22 protein-coding genes are annotated in these 20,291 nt (G+C 35.2%); 21 read left to right on the forward strand and 1 reads right to left on the reverse strand.

What is annotated here, in order from left to right:
* Positions 1–5 precede the first annotated feature (5 nt).
* The 21 genes from K345_RS0115090 to K345_RS0115190 all read left to right on the forward strand — a co-directional run bounded on the left by K345_RS0115090 (position 6) and on the right by K345_RS0115190 (position 18,889).
* Positions 6–203, forward strand: a complete 198-nt coding sequence (locus tag K345_RS0115090) for a flagellar FlbD family protein (RefSeq protein WP_028974879.1) — start codon at positions 6–8, stop codon at positions 201–203.
* Positions 204–208: 5 nt separating this feature from the next.
* A complete protein-coding gene (locus tag K345_RS0115095; protein ID WP_028974880.1) occupies positions 209–991 on the forward strand; it encodes a motility protein A in 783 nt (260 codons plus the stop codon).
* A gap of 1 nt (position 992) precedes the next feature.
* Positions 993–1,724, forward strand: coding sequence for a flagellar motor protein MotB (gene motB / locus K345_RS0115100; RefSeq protein ID WP_028974881.1), 732 nt, complete (start codon positions 993–995; stop codon positions 1,722–1,724).
* Positions 1,725–1,781: 57 nt separating this feature from the next.
* Positions 1,782–2,345, forward strand: a complete 564-nt coding sequence (locus tag K345_RS0115105) for a flagellar basal body-associated FliL family protein (protein ID WP_028974882.1) — start codon at positions 1,782–1,784, stop codon at positions 2,343–2,345.
* A gap of 16 nt (positions 2,346–2,361) precedes the next feature.
* Complete coding sequence (fliM, locus tag K345_RS0115110) at positions 2,362–3,387, forward strand: flagellar motor switch protein FliM (protein ID WP_028974883.1); 1,026 nt, start codon at positions 2,362–2,364, stop codon at positions 3,385–3,387.
* The gene (fliY, locus tag K345_RS0115115; RefSeq protein WP_028974884.1) at positions 3,387–4,484 is read left to right on the forward strand and encodes a flagellar motor switch phosphatase FliY; all 1,098 of its coding nucleotides are present in this window, start codon (positions 3,387–3,389) and stop codon (positions 4,482–4,484) included. Before fliM ends, fliY begins: the two co-directional genes overlap by 1 nt.
* A gap of 69 nt (positions 4,485–4,553) precedes the next feature.
* Complete coding sequence (gene fliO / locus K345_RS0115120; RefSeq protein WP_211227902.1) at positions 4,554–5,138, forward strand: flagellar biosynthetic protein FliO; 585 nt, start codon at positions 4,554–4,556, stop codon at positions 5,136–5,138.
* Positions 5,125–5,904, forward strand: coding sequence for a flagellar type III secretion system pore protein FliP (gene fliP / locus K345_RS0115125; protein WP_028974886.1), 780 nt, complete (start codon positions 5,125–5,127; stop codon positions 5,902–5,904). Before fliO ends, fliP begins: the two co-directional genes overlap by 14 nt.
* Before the next feature lie 9 nt (positions 5,905–5,913).
* Positions 5,914–6,183, forward strand: a complete 270-nt coding sequence (gene fliQ / locus K345_RS0115130) for a flagellar biosynthesis protein FliQ (protein WP_028974887.1) — start codon at positions 5,914–5,916, stop codon at positions 6,181–6,183.
* Positions 6,184–6,205: 22 nt separating this feature from the next.
* On the forward strand, positions 6,206–6,982 hold the full coding sequence (gene fliR / locus K345_RS0115135; RefSeq protein ID WP_281169332.1) for a flagellar biosynthetic protein FliR: 777 nt from the start codon (positions 6,206–6,208) through the stop codon (positions 6,980–6,982).
* Positions 6,979–8,112, forward strand: a complete 1,134-nt coding sequence (gene flhB / locus K345_RS0115140) for a flagellar biosynthesis protein FlhB (RefSeq protein WP_037572772.1) — start codon at positions 6,979–6,981, stop codon at positions 8,110–8,112. Before fliR ends, flhB begins: the two co-directional genes overlap by 4 nt.
* Positions 8,113–8,131: 19 nt before the next feature.
* Positions 8,132–10,231, forward strand: a complete 2,100-nt coding sequence (gene flhA / locus K345_RS0115145; protein WP_028974890.1) for a flagellar biosynthesis protein FlhA — start codon at positions 8,132–8,134, stop codon at positions 10,229–10,231.
* The gene (gene flhF / locus K345_RS0115150) at positions 10,231–11,433 is read left to right on the forward strand and encodes a flagellar biosynthesis GTPase FlhF (RefSeq protein ID WP_053228362.1); all 1,203 of its coding nucleotides are present in this window, start codon (positions 10,231–10,233) and stop codon (positions 11,431–11,433) included. Before flhA ends, flhF begins: the two co-directional genes overlap by 1 nt.
* Positions 11,433–12,314, forward strand: a complete 882-nt coding sequence (locus tag K345_RS0115155; RefSeq protein WP_028974892.1) for a MinD/ParA family protein — start codon at positions 11,433–11,435, stop codon at positions 12,312–12,314. The genes flhF and K345_RS0115155 overlap by 1 nt, the downstream gene beginning before the upstream one ends.
* A 57-nt stretch (positions 12,315–12,371) precedes the next feature.
* On the forward strand, positions 12,372–12,962 hold the full coding sequence (locus tag K345_RS0115160) for a hypothetical protein (RefSeq protein ID WP_028974893.1): 591 nt from the start codon (positions 12,372–12,374) through the stop codon (positions 12,960–12,962).
* Between the two features lie 13 nt (positions 12,963–12,975).
* Complete coding sequence (gene whiG / locus K345_RS0115165; RefSeq protein ID WP_028974894.1) at positions 12,976–13,761, forward strand: RNA polymerase sigma factor WhiG; 786 nt, start codon at positions 12,976–12,978, stop codon at positions 13,759–13,761.
* A gap of 5 nt (positions 13,762–13,766) precedes the next feature.
* Complete coding sequence (locus K345_RS0115170) at positions 13,767–15,710, forward strand: FapA family protein (RefSeq protein WP_028974895.1); 1,944 nt, start codon at positions 13,767–13,769, stop codon at positions 15,708–15,710.
* A gap of 2 nt (positions 15,711–15,712) precedes the next feature.
* Positions 15,713–16,039 (forward strand): hypothetical protein, encoded by a 327-nt coding sequence (locus K345_RS0115175; protein ID WP_028974896.1) that lies wholly within the window; start codon positions 15,713–15,715, stop codon positions 16,037–16,039.
* 3 nt (positions 16,040–16,042) lie between these two features.
* Positions 16,043–16,537 (forward strand): DUF6115 domain-containing protein, encoded by a 495-nt coding sequence (locus K345_RS0115180; RefSeq protein WP_028974897.1) that lies wholly within the window; start codon positions 16,043–16,045, stop codon positions 16,535–16,537.
* A 71-nt stretch (positions 16,538–16,608) separates the two neighbouring features.
* On the forward strand, positions 16,609–17,217 hold the full coding sequence (locus tag K345_RS0115185) for a DnaJ domain-containing protein (protein ID WP_028974898.1): 609 nt from the start codon (positions 16,609–16,611) through the stop codon (positions 17,215–17,217).
* The gene (locus tag K345_RS0115190; RefSeq protein ID WP_028974899.1) at positions 17,201–18,889 is read left to right on the forward strand and encodes an ATP-binding protein; all 1,689 of its coding nucleotides are present in this window, start codon (positions 17,201–17,203) and stop codon (positions 18,887–18,889) included. Before K345_RS0115185 ends, K345_RS0115190 begins: the two co-directional genes overlap by 17 nt.
* On the opposite strand, the gene K345_RS0115195 is transcribed toward K345_RS0115190, so the two are convergent.
* The gene (locus K345_RS0115195) at positions 18,865–20,271 is read right to left on the reverse strand and encodes a glycogen synthase (protein WP_028974900.1); all 1,407 of its coding nucleotides are present in this window, start codon (positions 20,269–20,271) and stop codon (positions 18,865–18,867) included. The genes K345_RS0115190 and K345_RS0115195 overlap by 25 nt on opposite strands.
* Positions 20,272–20,291: the final 20 nt, after the last annotated feature.

A 20,291-nucleotide genomic window follows, 5' to 3' on the forward strand; every position in this document is an offset into this window, starting at 1 on the left:
GGTAAATGATAGAAGTCACTAAACTTAGTGGGAGAGTTTTCTATGTTAATCCCCATCAGATTGAGTATATAACAGCTAATCCAGATACAACATTAGTTATGTTAAGTGGAAAGCATCTAGTTATAAAAGAAGAGTATGAAACGGTATTTAATAAAATTGTAGAATATAGAAAACGTATTGGGGCTTTTAAGAACGAGGAGTGATTCATATGGATATATCCACTATATTAGGAATTGTATTAGGATTGGTCATGATCTTGATGTCTATTGTGACATCAGGAGGAAAGTTAGGAACATATGTGGATATTCCTTCTATATTCATGGTTTTTGGTGGATCATTTTGTGCTCTTTTGGTTGCGAACCCCTTAAATAGAGTACTGGGCATGATGAAGTATCTAAATCATACATTGAAGGTACCAGTCTACGAAAAAGAGAAAATAATTCAAGAACTCGTATCATTTTCAGAGAGTGCAAGAAAAGAAGGTCTATTGTCTTTAGATGATAGACTTGATGATGTTGAAGATGAATTTATGAAAAGTGGTATGCGTTTAGTTGTTGATGGTACAGACCCGGATGTCATAAAAAAAATTCTATATAATGATATGAATCAAATAGAAGCTCGCCACCAGATTGGTATTGACTTAGTTGATAAATGGGGAGCTTTTGCTCCTGCTTTTGGTATGATCGGAACCCTGGCAGGATTAGTTGCAATGATGCAAAACTTGGAAGACAAATCTGCCATTGGATCAGGTATGGCCGTTGCCCTATTAACTACATTCTATGGTTCAATTGTGGCGAATCTTATTTTAATTCCACTCAAAACCAAGTTAGAAGATAGGCATTCAATGGAAATGAATGTAAAAGAGATAATGATAGAGGGAATCCTTTCCATTCAATCCGGAGATAATCCTCGTATTCTCGAGCAAAAATTATTTACCTTCTTAGCTCCTGCTGATAGAGCCAGTGTTCAGGCTGAAATAGGAGAAGGTTAATATGGACGATGGCTTAAAATGTAAAAAGTGTCCTCCTGCAGGAGCTCCAGACTGGATGGTTACCTATGGGGACATGGTAACATTACTTTTAACGTTTTTTGTAACAATGTTCAGTATAGATGATATCGATTATTATGAATTGAGAATGATTTTGGCTGCTTTTAGCGGTCTTGGTTCTTATCAAGGTGGTAGAACATTACAAGCTGGAGCTGCTGCTGAGTTGGGAAACACTATAATGAGTCTTCCTGCCATGCAAAGAGGTAGGGCTTTAGATAAAGCTAAAAAAGCAGCTTTGAGTACTTTTCAGCCAGAAATAAAGACGAAGAAAGTTCGTGTGACTGAAGATGAGAGAGGCTTAGTCATTTCTTTAGCCGCTGATAGTTTTTTTAAGCCCGCATCCGCTGAAGTTGATATTGAGGAAGCTCGCTCAGTTCTTCAACGTCTAAGTTCATTGCTTACAACCCCTGATTTATCTGATAGAAAGTTTAGAATTGAAGGACATACCGATTCTTCTCCTACAGATGCCAACAGTCCTTATTATAGCAATTGGGAATTGTCCACTGCTAGAGCAACGAATGTTCTCCACTATCTGGTGGACTTTGGTGTTAATGAACAACAGTTCCAAGTTTCAGGACTTGCAGATACAGAGCCAATGGCTGATGAAACGACACCTGAAGGTCAGGCCTATAATAGGCGTGTGGATGTTATTATCCTCACAGATGGACATCTTTAGTAGGTATTTGCCATTTGTGAATTTATTTGATAGAATTTGTCTATAGGGAGCTACAAAATGCCTGATGATGATGATTTGGCCGAAAGCATGGTTGGTGATGGGGGTGATGCCTTTGGAGGTGAAAGTGAAAAGCCTCGCGGGGGACCCATTCCTGAGTTTGTTCTACTAGTATTAAAGATAGTAGCTGGTGCTATAGGTGCTATAATATTTATTGTTACAGTTGTTGTAATAACAATGGGAATTCTTAACAGAGGAACACAGAGTCAAAGTTTTCCTGTCGTATCTCCAGAATATGAAGGAAAACCACCTATTCTGGCTTATTCTGATAGTATTGGGGAAGTTAGAGCAAGGACTGCAGATAATCCACCCCAATCCGTAGTTGTTACTGTGTTGTTGGGCTATGATAAAGATAATCCTCAATTAGTAACAGAAATGTTGGATAGGGCTCCACTTTTTAAGGATATGATACGTAGTTATTTTTCTTCTAAGACTGTTGATGAATTACAATCTACTTTTGAAAGTAGTATAAAGATGGATATTAAGGAAATGATTAATAGGACATTGATTAATGGTGAAATAAAAGATGTCATTTTCCCTGATTATAATATTTATGAGTTCTAAGGGGTAGACTAAGAACATGACCGAGGTTTTATCTCAAGATGAAATTGATCAATTATTAACTGCTATCTCATCTGGTGACTATGAGAATGAAGAAATACATCATCAAACTGATCAGAAAAAGATAAAGATTTATGATTTCAAACGTCCAGATAAGTTTTCTAAAGAACAAATAAGAACTGTAAGTAGTATGCATGAGGCTTTTGCCCGCTTAACTACCACTTCTTTATCTGCTCAATTACGTTCGCTTGTTAATGTTCATGTTGCTTCTGTTGATCAGTTAACATATGAAGAGTTCATTCGTTCTATTCCCAATCCGACTACGTTAGCCGTGATCAATATGGATCCTCTAAAAGGTTCAGCCATTCTGGAGATAGATCCTGCTGTTACCTTTTCCATTTTAGATCGTTTATTTGGCGGCCCCGGTGAAGGTTCAAAAATAAGTCGTGACCTTACAGAGATAGAACAATCAGTAATGGAAGGGATTATTGTCAGAATCTTAGGGAATATGAGAGAAGCCTGGAGTCAAGTAATAGATTTAAGACCTCGTTTAGGTCAAATAGAGGTAAACCCTCAATTTGCTCAGATTGTACCTCCTACTGAAATGGTTGTCCTAGTAACTTTAGAGACAAAATTAGGAGAAGTAGAGGGGATGATGAATTTTTGTATTCCCTACCTAACTATTGAACCTATTATCAGTAAGCTGTCAGCACAGTACTGGTATTCAAGTGTAAGGCGTGGGGCAACAACAGAAAATCTAAACATATTACGGGATAGTTTATCTACCATTAGTGTCGCTTTAGTTGCAGAGATTGGAAGGATGAACTTAAACATGCGTGATGTAATAAGCTTACAACCTGGTGATGTAATTCGATTACCAAATACAAATATTAACGATCCTCTAATGTTAAATATTGGAGATCGTACTAAGTTCCACTGTCGTCCAGGAATCGTTGGAAATAAAGTTGCTGTTCAAATAACAAAGAAACTAGAGGATGTTGAAGTCCTTGATTTTGAAGAATTGGCAACAGAAGGAGAAGAATAATGAGTGATTTAACTCTATCACAAGATGAAATAGACGCTCTATTAACAGGTGGTTCTGAAAATGCACCCGATCCTAGTGGCGCAAGCAATAAAATATCATTTGATCTAAGTTCTTTTAGTGGGCTTTTAACACCCTTAGTAGGATCTCAAGCTAATAATTTATCAAGTATGATGTCTGGCCAAAACGTTTCAATTGACCCACCGGAAATAAAGCAAGTTAAGAAAGAAGATCTGCAGAAAGAGATTGCAGATGAAGTAATAGAAATTAAAGTTGACTATACAGATGGTATTAATGGTGACCATTCCTATATTTTTTCTGGTGAAGATGCCTTAAAGATTGCCGGTCCCATGGTTGGCCAGGATAATTTAGAGTTAAATGATGCAGCCATTGCTGCTGTAGGTGAAGCTGCAAGTTTATTAACTGGAAGTGCCGTGACAACTTTTTCAACGCAAACAGGGAAAAATATAAGTCCAGCACCGCCAGAAGGTAAAAAAATACCAAAGGCGATGCTTCGTCTGCCAGAGGGTGATTTTGTTTTAGCTAAATACAAAGTAAATATTGATAGTGAATCCTTAACTATGTTTGAGATATTTGATGCTGAAATAATAAATTCATTAGTAGCAAAGCCTCAAGATCAAGCCTCCTTTAATGGAGGACAAAATCAGATGGGATTTAATAATATGAATAATATGGGGCAAAATCAAATGCCCCAAATGCAGATGAATCCTAATCAGATGATGGGAGGAAACATGGGAATGTATGGGAATGGGAATAACAATACAAATGTACAGGGAGTACAATTTCCAACGTTGACTCCAAATGGCTTCCAAGGGGATCAGGGTAATATCGGATTACTAATGGACGTCTTCATGGAAGTTACTGTAGAATTAGGAAGAGCAAGACGTCTTATTAAAGATATATTAGGAATGGGAGAAGGGACAATTATAGCTTTGGATAAACTGGCAGGTGAGCCTGTTGATATATTGGTCAATCACAAATTGATTGCCAAGGGTGAAGTTGTCGTAATTGATGAAAATTTTGGTGTTCGTGTAACTGAAATCGTAAATCAGGTGGAAAAGATGTCCGATTCCATGTAAACTAGTATAAGAACAGTATAAGGGAGGGTTATACTGAAAAAGTTGCTACAAATTGTGCTTTTTGTGGCTGTGGGAAGTTTTTTGTGGGGGCAAGATACTTCGTCAGTTACAGACGAGACACAATTAAAAATTATTGATACAGACTCAACATCTCAAACAGACGAGCAGGAAGATATAGCATTAGACAATGATATGATCACTGCTTCTGATTATATAAGAATGATTTTTGTTTTAGCTTTAGTCATTGGGTTGATCTATATTATCTACTATTTCATGAAAAAGTTTTCCGGTAGAGTATCTTATAATTCAGAATTGATAAAAGCAATTTCTACGAAAACAATCGGTAATAATAAGCATTTACAAGTTATTCAAGTTGGTAATTCCATCTTGCTAATTGGGGTTACTGATAATTCTATATCACTGATAAAAGAAATAGAAGATCAAGAGACAAAAGATCAGTTTAAATTAGAAGCTTCACGTATAGATAGCAAGAATGTAAGTTTTCAGACATTGATAAACAATATACTCACAAAGAAAGGCGAAGAATCTAGTCCAGAAAGCAGTGCAAAAACTTCTGCAGAATTTATTAAATTACAAAGAGATAGATTAAAACGTTTAGGCGATGATGAAGGTATAGACAATGAACAAAACTAGAATTTTATTCTTAGTGCTGGTATTCATTGTTGTTGGTCAATCTCTTTTTGCTCAAGAGCAGGTAATTCAGAATACAGATGGTTTGAATATTCCTTTCATTGATTTATCTTTACGTGATCCCCAAAATAATCAGGAAGTAGCATTGTCTTTACAGATATTGCTATTATTGTCAGTCATAACATTAGCTCCTTCCATACTTCTGTTGATGACATGTTTTTTACGTATAGCCATTGTATTCGATTTTATAAGAAGAGCTCTGTCTCTTCAAACGGTACCTCCAACACAAGTTTTAATGGGTATCGCCTTATTCTTGACTCTCTTTATAATGTGGCCAGAATTTAACCAGATATATGAGCAAGGTTTTAAGCCTTTTTCTGAAGGTTCTATAGGTTTTGAAGAATTATATAACGAGACTGAAAAACCTTTGAGAATATTTATGTACCGTCAGATGCAAGAAAATCCAGAAAGTATTCAGTTATTTATGCGTCTGTCCGATTTACCAAAACCTCAAAATCTATCTGAAGTACCAACCTGGGTATTAATACCTGCCTATGTTTTAAATGAGTTAACTATTGCTTTTAAGATAGGTATTCTATTGTTTATTCCCTTTATTGTAGTAGATATGGTCGTTGCCTCTACTTTAATGTCTATGGGAATGATTATGTTGCCTCCTGTTATGATATCTATGCCTTTTAAATTAATACTGTTTGTTCTTGTCGATGGTTGGGGCCTTTTAACAAATCAGTTAGTACAAAGTTTTCATTAAGGAGTAATTATGAGTTTAGGATTTGCTGTCAATATAATGAGATCCGGGATCTTACAAGTATTAATACTATCAGCTCCCGTTCTTATTATTGGAGTACTTGTTGGTTTGATAATCTCTATTTTTCAGGCAACTACAAGCATACAAGATCAAACATTAACTTTTGTTCCCAAAATAGCTGCTATTCTTGGAGCTCTTATCTTTTTTGGGCCTTGGATATTTGGTAGTTTAAGAAACTATACTATAGCTTTATTTCAAAGAATTCCTGATATGATAAGGTAAGTCCAGATTGCTCAGGGATATTTTGGGAAGTGCCCCGTTATTTTTTATAATTTTTGCTCGAGTTTTTGCTTTCCTACAAACAGCACCTTTGACATCATCCTCTTCTCTTCCTGCCATGGCCAGGGTTGGATTAGGAGGATTTACTGTGGTTGCTATCCTTCCTATGGTAAGAGAACTGAACTATGTGATTCCTGATCAAGGTTTGGGTTTTGCCTTGTTGCTTTTAGGAGAGATCCTAACGGGTATCCTTTTAGGATTTATAATCGTTCTGGTTTATTCCAGTTTTCAGATGGCTGGACAATTTTTTAGTGTTCAGATGGGTTTTGGTGCTTCTCAAGTATTTGATCCTTTAGCCCAAATTGAAATACCTTTATTAGGTCAACTTATGAACATGATGGCTATGTTTGTCTTCATTTCCATTGATGGCTTTCAACGTCTATTTTTGTATGGTATCTATAGTACTTTTAGAGTTTTTAAGGCGTCAGATCTTTTAATTCAGACCACAACCTTATCTGATATATTAATTAAAGGTTTATCTGGACTTTTTTCAAAAGGTTTAATTTTGAGTATACCGATTCTGGGAACCCTTCTTCTTGTAACCATAACGACAGGGTTGATGGCGAAGGCTGCACCTCAAATGAATTTATTAATGATTGGATTCCCCATATCAATAACTATAGGTTTTGTTATGATGATATTAACAATGCCTTATCTGATTGATGGTTTCAGTGCTGTTGTTGATGAAGGGTTTTACATTATAGAACAATTAATATCTGGAATTGGGAGTGTATCTACATGACCTCATATCTAGATCTGTATCAGATTAGCAATCAATCAACATATCGTATTCATCTACAATGGTTTGCTGCGGAAGATGAAGGACGAACAGAAGATCCTACAGAACAGAAAATCCAGAAAGCTAGAGAAGAGGGAAAGGTTGCCAAGTCAACAGAATTAACTTCTGCTCTTGTTATGATATTTCCTCTTGTCTTGATAGCTCTATTATCTCCTCATATTATTCGCCAAATTCTTTCGATGATGAGATATTATTATTCTGACATTATGAATTTAGATGTCATTAATAGTGGTATAACAGCAGTGGCTTTTTTCTCATTTTATTTTAAAATAATGTGGCCTATCTTAACTATTGCATTCTTGGCAGCCTTTCTGTCCAATATACTTCAGATAGGTTTTCTCTTTACTACTAAAACAATTACTCCTGATTTTAAAAAAATAGTTCCTAATTTTCCGAGATTTATCCAAAAATCCTTTGCTTCCTCAGAGGCATGGTTTAATCTGGGTAAATCAATATTTAAAGTAATACTTGTCGTTAGTATATCTTATTTAAATATAAGACCGAATATATCCAGACTAGCAACACTTATTGCTCTGCCTCTTACAGATTCTACCCTTTTTATCGTAAAACTGGGGTTCAGTATTATAATTGAGGTCTCAATTCTTTTACTCGTGCTGGCAATACCTGATTATCTTTTTCAGCGATGGCAACATAAAGAATCCCTAAAAATGAGTAAACAGGAAGTAAAAGAAGAACGTAAACAAAGCGAAGGAGATCCTCTGATCAGAAGTCGCCTAAGAGAACGTTATAGAGAAATCGTAAGCCAAAATATGATGGAGGCTATCCCTCAAGCGGATGTAATCATAACAAACCCAACACATTTTGCAATAGCCTTAAAATATGACAGTTTGAGTATGACTGCACCTATGGTTACCGGGAAGGGACAAGACAATGTTGCTCTTCGGATTAGAGCGATAGCTCAGGAAAATGGTGTCCCTATTGTTGAAAATAAACCCTTAGCTCGCGCTATGTATGGAAGTGTTGAAATAGGAGATGTTGTCCCGGAAGAATACTGGGAAATCGTATCACGTATCCTTGCAGAAATATACAGACTTAATGGAAGAAGCGCATGACCATAGAAGGACGTGATAGATGAGTGATTTTACTAGTATGATGACGAGAAATATCGGTCGTAATCATTCGGATATTTTTGTAGCTTCCGGAGTAATTGTTGTTATTGCCATGATGTTAATACCTCTTCCCGGTGTGATCCTTGACATACTCATGGCTTTTAATCTTGTTTTATCATTATTAATAATTTTAATGGTTTTGTTTTCAAAAAGGGCCCTTGATTTTTCAGTTTTCCCAACAATGTTGTTGATAACCACTGTGTTCGGTTTAGCTTTAAATGTCTCCTCAACGAGACTTATTTTGAGTAAAGGATCTGATTTTGATGGTCAATTGATTAGAGCCTTTGCCAGTTTTGTTGTTGGGGCTGAAGGTACTCAAGGTTTGGTAATTGGTATCCTCATATTTATAATTATTATAGCGGTTCAGTTTATTGTTATAACTAAAGGTGCTACTCGAGTTGCTGAAGTAGCTGCCCGTTTTACTCTTGATGCACTCCCTGGTAAACAAATGTCGATAGACGGTGCATTAGGTTCAGGGGCTATTACGGAAGAAGAGGCTACTCTTAAAAAAGATGAACTTCAAATGGAAGTCGGTTTCTACGGAGCCATGGATGGTGCCACAAAGTTCGTATCAGGTAATGTAAAGGTCGGTTTATTTATTACGGTTATTAATATCATTGCCGGTATTGTTATGGGAATGACTATCAGAGGTGAGAGTTTAGATCTTGCGTTGAATACTTATATCACCTTAACAATAGGTGATGGTTTGATTAGTCAGTTTCCTGCATTATTAGTGTCTACAGCTACAGGATTAATAGTTACAAGGGCTATATCAGATGGAACTTTTGGTAGTGATGTGTCTCAGCAGTTTACAGCTCAATCTAAGATTTACTGGATCGCTTCTGTCTTTCTTATTATTCTTGCCTTACTTCCTAATTTTCCAAAGGCAGTACTAATACTAATGAGTGTAGCAATGGGAGTATTGGCTTACCGCTTGTCATTGAAAGAAATGAAGAGTGAAGAAAAAGAGCGAAGTGCCCAGGAAAATGAAGAAAAGGCTAAAAAGAAGGATGACACGGAAATGTCTCCAGTTGTCCCAACAGATCCTATCAGCCTTGAGCTTGGATATGGACTAATACCATTAGTGGATAGTGATCATGGTGCAGAACTTCTAGATAGGATAACTAGGATAAGAAGGGAAGCTGCTTTGGATTTAGGTTTGGTGGTCCCCAGAATACGAATTATAGATAATATGCGTTTAGAACCTGCTGAATATTGTATAAAAATTAAAGGTGTTGAAGTTGGTGGTGGGGCAATAAGGCCTGGGCAGTTTTTGGCAATCAATCCAACGGGTGAGGACACTGATCTGGAAGGAGAAATAACACAGGATCCCACATTTGGTTTACCCGCATTGTGGATAACAGAAGCTAATCGTGATAGGGCTGAGAGGTTAGGTTTTACTGTGGTTGATGCCCCTTCTATTATTGCTACACATCTCACTGAAATTATAAAGAAGCATGCTTCAGAATTATTAGGAAGACAGGAAGTCCAAAGTATACTAGATACATTAAAAAGAGACTATTCTGCAGTTGTAGAAGAGATTACAAAATCCTTTTCTACTGGTGAAATCCAAAAGGTATTACAAGGATTATTAAGTGAGCAGGTATCTATTCGTAATATTGTTGTCATACTGGAAACTTTGGGTGACTTTGCTGCCGTCACAAAAGATAATAGCTTTTTGATAGAAAAAGTCAGACAAGCCCTTTCTAGACAAATATGCTTAAGCTATGTTAATGATAACAAGGTAATGCATGTTATTACTCTAGATCCTCAACTAGAACATCAAATCATAGAATCAAAAATGGACACTACTAGTGGTCCTGTTCCTGCTTTGGACCCTAACATTCATCGACAGTTTATTAATGCTGTAGTGAATACATTGCCTAATATGCAGAATCAAGGTTATTATCCCATTATATTGTGCAGTGAGGCCGCTAGACCTTTGGTTCACAATGCTACAGTGAGGGAGTTTCCCGAATTGGTTGTATTGTCTGTACCCGAAATAGCCCAAGACATTAGAGTTGAATCTCTCGGAGAGATCAAATTGGAAGGTAATGGATAATGCAGTTTTTTACAGAGCAAGGACCATCATACCAAGAAGTATTAAGTAAAGTTCGACTCAAGTATGGGGAACGTGCTCGTATTATGAGTCATCGGACTGTAATGCTTGGCGGTTTTTGGTTATTTGGCAGAAAAGAAGGTATCGAAGTCTCTGGATATCTTGCGGAAGATAGTATTATAAAAAAACAGAAAGATAAGCTCGATGCAGAAAAGAAAAAAATCATAGAAGTAGCTAATTCAAAGAAAAATGAAGAACAATTAAAAAAGGATGAAGACGCATTAAGTACTGTTTTAAAAGAAGTCCAGTCCTTGAAAGCAAGTATTGGTCAAAATAGTAGCGAAAATGATAAATCACATCCTGTTTTATTAGAAATAAAGAAGATTCTTCAACGAAATGATTTTACTGAAAATTATACAAACTACATTTTAGAACGATTAAAGAAAGAGTGTAGTTTTGAAGAATTAGATAGTATTCGAACTGTTAAAACCAAAGTTTTAAATTGGATAAAAGAATCTATTAAATTATGGAACTTTAAGCCCAGTAGAAAAGGATCAACCTTTGTTTTAGTCGGTCCTACAGGCGTTGGTAAAACAACGACTATTGCTAAACTTGCGGCTCATCATAGTTTGGGTGGAGACAATAACACCCAAAGTAAAGTACGTATTATTACCATAGATAACTACCGGATAGCTGCAAAGCAACAGATAGAAACATATGGTGAAATAATGGGGATTCCTACTAGTTGTGTAGAAAGTTTTACAGATCTTCGTAAGACTATGGCTTTGAGTGCAGAATATGATCTGATTTTAATAGACACTATTGGTAAAAGTCCTAAGATAGCAACTAATTTGGCAGAAATGAAGGATCTGTTAGACGCTTGTGGTCCTTCTTCAGAAACTCATTTAGCCATTAGTGCAACAACAAAAAACAAGGATATCATTGAAATCCTAAGACAATTTGATCCTTTTAATTATCACTCGGTAGTTCTTACAAAAATAGATGAGACATCAAATTTAGGTAATATTATAAGTATACTATGGGAAAAAGATAAATCACTTTCTTTCATTACCAACGGGCAAAGAGTACCACAAGACATAAATCAGGCTAGTGTTGATATACTTATAGATACTATTGACGGATTTCAAGATATTATTGCTCATAATGAATATATTAGTACCTTAAGTGAAAATTGGAGTGAATAATGGCAGATCAGGCAGAAAAACTTCGTGAAATGATGAAGGATCGTGGTCCAAATACAAATGGCGATAATTATAAATCTAATAAGACAAGAATTATCGCAGTGGCTAGTGGTAAAGGAGGCGTCGGAAAAACAAATCTGGCGATAAATTTGGCATTAGCTTATTCTCAATTAGGTAAAAAAGTTGTTGTATTAGATGCCGATTTAGGACTTGCTAACGTTAATGTTGTATTAGGTATTATTCCCAAATTTAATCTTTATCACATGATAAAACAGAAAAAAAGAATGTCTGAAATTATTGTTGATACAGGATATGGCATAAAGATTGTAGCAGGAGCCAGTGGTTTTAGTAAGATCGCAAATTTAAATGAAGAGGAACGAATGGGGTTCATTTCTGAAATGTCTGAACTCAATTGGGCTGATATTGTTATTATTGACACCTCTGCTGGTGTCTCAAGTAATGTACTAGATTTCATTAAAGCTGCAGATGATGTTTTAATAATAACGACTCCCGAACCTACAGCAATTACAGATGCCTATGGTATAATAAAAATAATTAGTACAGAGCTTGATGGTAATGACCTGGGATTAAAGCTAATTGTTAATCGCGTAGGAAGCGTGACTGAAGGAAAAAAAGTAGCCGAAAGGGTCATTAATATAGCAGGACAATTTTTAAATTTAAAGGTAGATTATCTAGGATATGTATATGAAGATCCTATTGTATCTTCTTCTGTTTTAGAACAAAAGCCATTTATCATTAGAGATCCTAAGGCAAAGGCTAGTTTCTGTATGCATAATCTAGTAAGTCGATTAGAAAAGGTTGAATATCGAGAAGGTAAGGGGATATCCAAATTTTTAAATAGACTTTTAGGGAAAAGAGCTTAACTTGACGGTTGTGTCAATTTGACTTAATCTTATCTGTGGGGGGACAGTAGATAAAGTATGCCAAATTGGAAAATTCCTTCCATTATTGGTGGGATTTCTTTAGTTTTTGCCATCTTATTAGGAATGATCTCAAAAGTAAGTTTAATAACTGTTCTTTGGAGGTCTCTTTTTTCTGGAATTCTTATGGGTGGTTTTTCATTTGGTACATCTTTCATTCTTTCCAGATTTTTACCAGAACTAGGAAATTCTTCTGATGTTCCTGATATAGATAATGATGACTTCAATAATGAATCAAGAGTTAATATTGTTTTGCCAGAAGATAATGGGTTTGCCCCAGTCGCTGAGGATGACAATGAAGAGGCTGTTGAAGTTATAGAAGCTATTGATGAAGACGGGCCGGCACCAGCAAAAGATATGGATAGAATTTCCAGTCAAAATCTAGGTGATGTTGATAATTTACCGGATATGGATTCTTTTTCTGCTGACTTTGCAGAAGGGACTTTCGTTGAAGAGGGGAGTGAGGCCTCTGAATCTAGTATATCAGATTCAAGCTCACAGTATGAGAGTGCAGAGGTAGATGTAGCAGGAATGCAAAGTTCACCTCAAGAGATCGCGAAAGCGGTTCAGACTATTATGAAGAAGGATTAGAGGGATAGTAGCCATGGAGAATCTGCTGGAACAATATACTGAAGAAGAACTTTGGAAACAATATAAAGACTCACGTGATCCTAGTATTCGTGATACTTTCATAAAACAGTATGCTCCTTTGGTGAGATATGTCGCTGGAAAAGTTTCTGTAGGAATGCCTCATAATGTCGAATTCGATGATTTAGTAGGCTATGGAGTATTTGGATTATTTGACGCTATAGATAAATTTGATCCTGAGAAACATGTTAAATTCAAAACATACGCTGTAACCAGGATAAGAGGTGCTATTTTTGATGAGTTACGGTCGATTGACTGGGTTCCTCGTTCAGTTCGACAAAAGACTAGAGAATTGGAAGATACTGTACAGCATTTGGAAGCCAGTCTAGGTCGTTCTGCCTCTGATGCAGAAATAGCTAATAAGATGGGAATATCTGTAAATGATTTTCAGAAGGTTTTGTTAAAGATCTCAGGGACAAGTATATTATCTTTAAATGATGTTTGGTATACAGGCGAAGAGAATGATAAAGTATCTATCGTTGATAGTATTGAATCTCCTACAAGCCTTAATCCTGATACTATTGTAGAAAAAGACGAAATAAAAAGAGTTATTGTTGAAGCCATTCAATCTCTTCCAGAAAAAGAAAAAAAAGTTTTAGTCCTATATTATTATGAGGATCTCACTCTAAAAGAAATAGGTAAGGTTTTGGAAGTCACTGAGTCCAGGGTAAGCCAGTTACATACAAAAGCCATAATGAGGTTAAGATCCAAATTGACTAATATCAAAAAAGGTATATTCTAATGTCCATGATCAACCTTCAACAGATTAAAGATTTCATGAGAAATCAGGTTGAAAGAGATCGAGAAAATAAGAGTGTTCATGTTACAGGTGAAACGCTGGATGACTCTTTACGACAAGCCTCTATTGAATTGGGGGTTCCTCTACGTAAATTAGAATATGAAGTATTACAGAAGGGTAGGAAGGGATTTCCTGGATTTCCTAAGAAGTTATGGAGTCTGCTAGTATATCCAGTTTTAGATATTACTACTGATGAAGATCAGGTTATAGCTGATTTTGAACATCTTGATTATGAATATGATAAGAAAGAAGAAGTTGTTGATCAAGATGGAAGAGTCTATTTGAGATTAGCCTATAATGGTGCTTTTTTGATGAGTGAACCACCCATTGGTAAAGGTAAACCTGCAAAAGAAAAAGATGCACAAAAGCTTATTGGTGAAAAAGCAATAAGAGAAATTGATAAGGAATTGCTTAAGAAGGTTGTTACATTATCAACTGGTGAATGGGTTAAAATAGGTGAATTTATTCATAATCCTGCTGCAGATGCCATTATGACTGTAGATATCAGTATAGATGAACAACAGGCCTTTATTAAGGTAACTTCACCTGGCCCTGGAGGGGCCGACCTTTCAGAACGGGACATAAGAGCCATGTTAAGAAATAATGGCATCGTTTATGGAGCAAAAGAACAAGCTATAAAAAATTTTGAGAAGCAGCCCATATATAATGAGAATTATCTTATAGCCGAAGGGGATAAGCCTGTACATGGTAAAGATGCCAAAATAACCTATACTTTCCAAACTGATCCAACAAAGATCACTCCCAAGGAAAAAAATGGAAAGGTTGATTTCAAAAATCTAAATCTAGTTCAAAATGTGGTAAAAGGTCAGATTTTAGCAAGAAAGACCTTAGCTGAGAAAGGAAAACCGGGCAAGACAGTCACAGGTAAAGCGATACCGGCAAGAGATGGAACTGACTATCCAATTCCTTTAGGAAATAATGTCAATTTATCTATAGATGGTACTATCGTTACTGCCGATACGAACGGTCAAGTATTGTTATTAAATGGAAAAATAACTGTTGAGACTGTTAGAATTATCACTGGCGACGTTGGTGTGGCTACGGGTAATATAAAGAGTCTTGGTACTGTTATTGTAAAAGGTAATGTTGAAGATGGGTATGCTATAGAGGCTGCAGGAAACATAGAAGTTAATGGAACTGTTGGCAAAGCTGATTTGAAAACGGAAGGTGATATCATTGTCCACCAAGGAATTACTGGTGGTGAAGATAGCAAAGTCGTTGCTGGTCAGTCTGTTTGGTCTAAGTTTATTCAAAACGCTACTGTAGATGCTGGTCACTTTATCGTAGTAAGTGATGGTATTATGCACTCAAAAGTAGATGCCAATAAAAAGATACTTTGTCAGGGGAAAAGGGCCAAGATTGTAGGCGGTCATTTAAGAGCTGCTGAAGAAGTCAATGCTTCTGTTCTTGGTGCTCCGGGCTCTGCAGAAACTATTATAGAGGTAGGTTATGATCCAAAAGCTAAGGAAGAATTGGAAGAGCTTTTAGAACAGGAACAAATCCTTGATGCCAAGATAAATGAAATTGAGTTAAATCTACAAGGTTTAATTAATCAAAAGCGTTCAAAGCAGACATTAGACGAAACAAAAGAAAACTTTTTGAGGGACCTTTTACAGGATAAAGAAATAAAAGGAAGAGAACATGAAACTCTTACCAGTAAAATTCAGCAAAAACAAGAATATCTATCTAACTTGGAATTTGTAGGGAAGATATCTTCCTCTTCCCAGGTTTTTCCTGGTGTAAAAGTTTTAATAAAAGACGCCGAGTATGAAGTAACAACTGAGTTTGGTTCTGTCACATTTATCAATGAAGGTGGAATTATTAGAACTGCAGCATACGAGGAAATTGAGGACGACATTAGTAGGGGGTGATAATGCCTATACATCCTATAGATCTACAAACTCTTTTTATAAAAATGAATCAGGTAGGTAAAGAACAGGCTGATGCCCGAAACAGTGTTGTTGCTAGTCAAGAAATACAGAATAAGGAAGAGATAAAGAAACATCAACAAAAAGATAATTCAGTCAACCAAACTTCAGAAACATCTGATGGTCCAGATAAATTGAAAGACGATAATGCCCAGGGGAACTCAGAAAGTTCTGATAAACAGGACAGTAAAAAAAGTAAAAAAGAAGTAAATCCTGAACAGAACGTGTACAAAGATCCTGATCTTGGATCGCATATTGATATTACAGGATAACTAATGAAATATTTTATTATTACAACTATAATTATAGGTATACAAGTATTGGGTTTCCTATACATACGCTATTATATACGTAAGAATCTCAATCCTCATAATCTCTTATTGGAAATTCGTAGTGAGATTGATGATATTATAAAAGAAATAAATACCATTACAGATAGAAATATTGGTATTCTAGAGGATAGAATACATAAAATAAAGAGTCTAATTGCTCAAGCTGATAATCTAAACAAGAACTTATCCCCCAAAAAAATTCCTAAACAAGAATTAGTAGATTTCTCTAAATTAGTAGAAAAACCTATTCTGAAGCAAAAAGCGGATCCTATCGAAAGTGTAAAAGATTTAGGACAAACAAAAATAGAAAGTCACAAAGAACAAGTCATAAAATTATATAGACAGGGCTTTAGTCCTGATGTTATATCTTCAAAAGTTGGGATTACCTTAGGAGAAGTAGAACTAATAATATCTATCATGGGTCAAGGTTTATTGTAAATTAACCATTGTTCCCAACCGATAATATATGAGTAAATAGTTATAGGAATTATAAAAGTAGGAGACTGTTTATGCAAATAGCTGAGTCGTATAAAATATTGGGAGTACCCTATGGTAGTGATCTAGAATCCATAAAGATGGCGTACCGCAAACTAGCTAAGCAATATCATCCAGATCATGGACAACAGAATACTTTACTTTTTTGTAAGATTCATGACGCGTATACGTCATTAAAATCTTCATCTTCCGTTATTAAATCCAGGGTTAATGGGTATAATGAAATAGATATATTATCTATGGGCGATTTACTAATCAAAGGTTCTACCTCAACTATACGAAAATATGCAGCTAGACAGCTTGGGCTGTCAGGAAAGATGACTTCTTATACCTACCTAAGAAAAGGATTGGTTGATAAAGATATGAGTGTTGTTCGAACTGTCATACAATCCATAGCTAAGCTTAAGATGAATCGGGCCATTCCAGAACTAGGACTAATCTTTAAAAAAAGTGATTCATCAATAAGAAAAGAGATATTAGAAGCTTGTTTAAAGATAGGAGCAAATCCTATGATGAATTATATAGTTCAAGAAGCTAAACGCGATCTTAATAATGAGATAAGATTTAGTGCAACTTTATTAGAAAAACAAATCAGGATGTCCATGCGTGTCAATACGAGATAATGAGACTGTCAATAAAAAACAATTTATAACTAGTATCTATGGATTAATAAATAAATATTGGAATACAGGGGAATTTGATAGAAAAGAAGCTTTTAGACTTGCCCATAATATAAAATCCACCTACTCTTTTGCGGGACAAAATAAATTAGCTGAACAGGCTCATAACCTCGAAACATTCTTAAACAACATAGGTGCTGTACCTATTAACGATGATTATGTCATTAAGGTTAAAAAACAAATTGATGATTTACAATCATTGGCTTATTTTGAAAGCAGTCATTCGAAAAGTTCAGATGAATTTGAAGATAAATTACTAAAGGAATCTATTTATAGAGGAGAAACTCTATTCAGAATAAGGTTTACTATTGATCCCTTTGAAATAATGCCCTATGCAAGAGCTTTTCTTGTTGTAAACATTCTTGAACAAAACATGCAAATCATAAGAATAGAGCCTAGCATTGCCATACATAATCAAAGTAGAACCTATGATATTTATGCTACCACAAAATATGTATCTAATCATATAAAATCATTAATAGATGTAGACAATATAGCATCCATTGATATAACAAGTTTACCATATACTAGTTTAACCAGTCCCTATGAGGCAGATGTTTTTGATGTATTGATCAATAATGATAGTTATGACTCAAATGCTAATAAAATAAAGTACCTTCAGCGTCAATATCACTTTTTTATCATATCAAAACTAAGAAAAGAAAAAAGACTTGATCATGCCTATAGAATCTTTACCAAATCCATTGATAATTTAACCAATATAACCGTTAATGAGTTCTTTTCTAAATACCAAAATAGAATTAAGGACTTAGCAGACCATCTCGGTAAAAGAGTAATTCTTAACGTCGAGAATGGAAAACTTGAATTGAATCAAAGTGTTCTGAGTGAGTTGGATATCGTTTTTATTCATTTGATACGTAACTCTTTAGCACATGGTATTGAATATGCAGAACAACGAAGAGAATCGGGAAAACCTCAAATAGCTACTATTAGTATTAATATAGAAATAAAAAATAATCGATTGGTCATTAACTATAAGGATGATGGTAAGGGAATTGATAGAGCAAAGATTAAGGCTCTAGCCAGTCAAAATATAAAAGATAATGATGATAAAAGTTTAATTGACCTCATAAGTATACCAGGTTTAAGCACACAGAATGAAGTTAATTCCATGGCAGGTAGAGGATTAGGTATTGAAATTATTCGTAACACTATCGAACAAAAATTGCAAGGAACAATCAATGTCCAATCACTTTTACAGAAGGGAACAGAATTTTCTATAGAGATTCCTTATGCCTTTGATAGTGAAGAATATTTAATTGTTAATGTGAACAAAACATTAATGGCCATACCTACCATATCTATTGAAGTCTATGGTCCGTTATCTGATATGCTAGAGATTTATTCTCAAGAAGAATTACCTCTCTACAAGTCAACAATGATGATTGATAGGAATACAGAAGAGAATACATTGGCTCTCATCTGTTGGTATGGAAATAAAAAAGCTATTCTTTTGTGTGATGAGATACTATATAAAGAAAGCATTGATTGGGGTGAATTTTCACTAACGTCGACAGGTCAAAGTTACCTATACTATTTTGAAAAACAAGGGTATGTCAAAGATTACCTTTATCTGGATTTAGCCTTTATATAAAGTCTCTCATATTCCTGTGCACTTTTTATCCATGAAAAATCAATTTTCATAGCTCTCAGTCTGATATCAAACATAAGAGGTTTGTTATCAAATAATGTTTCTTTAACATTTTGAAAAACACTGTAATAATCAGAATCAGAGTTAAATAATACTCCCGTTGCATTTTCCTTATCTTCATATACATCAACAATCGTATCACATAGTCCTCCTGTTCGAGAAGCAAGAGGAATTGTTCCATAGCGCATTGAATACATTTGGTTAAGACCGCATGGCTCATAGAGACTGGGCATGAAAAAAACATCAGCAGAAGCTTCAATCCTATGGGCCAAAGCATTATCAAAATCATTTATAACAGATAAATTATGATGTTTATGAGATAAGTTGGTTAGCACATTCTCCCATTCTGTAATTCCAGAACCTAATATCACAAATTGCAGATCTACAAAACTATTCAGAATTCTTGTAAAAAGTTTTCCATTATCTTCAACCAGAGGTTCTATCCCTTTCTGATGGACTAAACGACCAATACTACCTACCAGGATCTTACTAGAATCAATCGATAAGTTTAATTCCTTTTGTAAGGCTAGCTTATTCTTTTCTTTCCTGTTTAGTGATTCCTCTGTGAAAGTATATTCAATCAGAGGATCTGTTGAGGGATTCCAATTATCAATATCAATTCCATTCAAGATTCCGAACAAACGATGATTTCTGGACCTTATTGTTTTTCCCAAACCAAAACTATATTCTTCTTCCAGGATTTCTTCTGCATAAGTAGGAGATACAGTAGTTATATAATCAGAAGTGGATATACCGGCATGTAGAAAATTAATCATGTCATCTTTTATCAAACCATAATAGAAAGCCTCACCTTCATCGATACCCAGAATCGGTAGTTCTTTTATATGGAAGATACCTTGGTAACCAATATTATGAATGGTTATAATTGTTTTAGCAGTTAATTCTGGATATTTGGTCTTTTTATATATAGGTAGAGTTCCTAACATCCAGTCATGGATATGTATAATATCAAAGTCATTTGTGGTATTACAGTACTCAAGGACTATTTTAGAAAAGGATGAGAATGCCTTAATATTATCCTCATAATCTATACCTTCTTCATTGTAGAGCTCATTTCTATAACTAAAATTACTTGAATCCCAAAATAAATATTGGATATTATTATAGTGAGTAGAAAATATCTGTTCTTGCCACTGCTTTAGAGGCTCTATCCGGCTTTTGTCAATAAAACCATATAGAGGCATAAAGATAATTACTTCATGTCCTTTTTTTATTAGGGCCGCACTCAAGGCGGGTACCATGTCTGCTAGTCCTCCTGACTTTGCAAAAGGGACAGCCTCTGTTACTGCCATTAATATTTTCACTGTGTCTATCCTATGAAAAA

The sequence above is a fragment of the Spirochaeta cellobiosiphila DSM 17781 genome, assembly GCF_000426705.1.
GTDB lineage: Bacteria > Spirochaetota > Spirochaetia > DSM-17781 > DSM-17781 > Spirochaeta_E > Spirochaeta_E cellobiosiphila.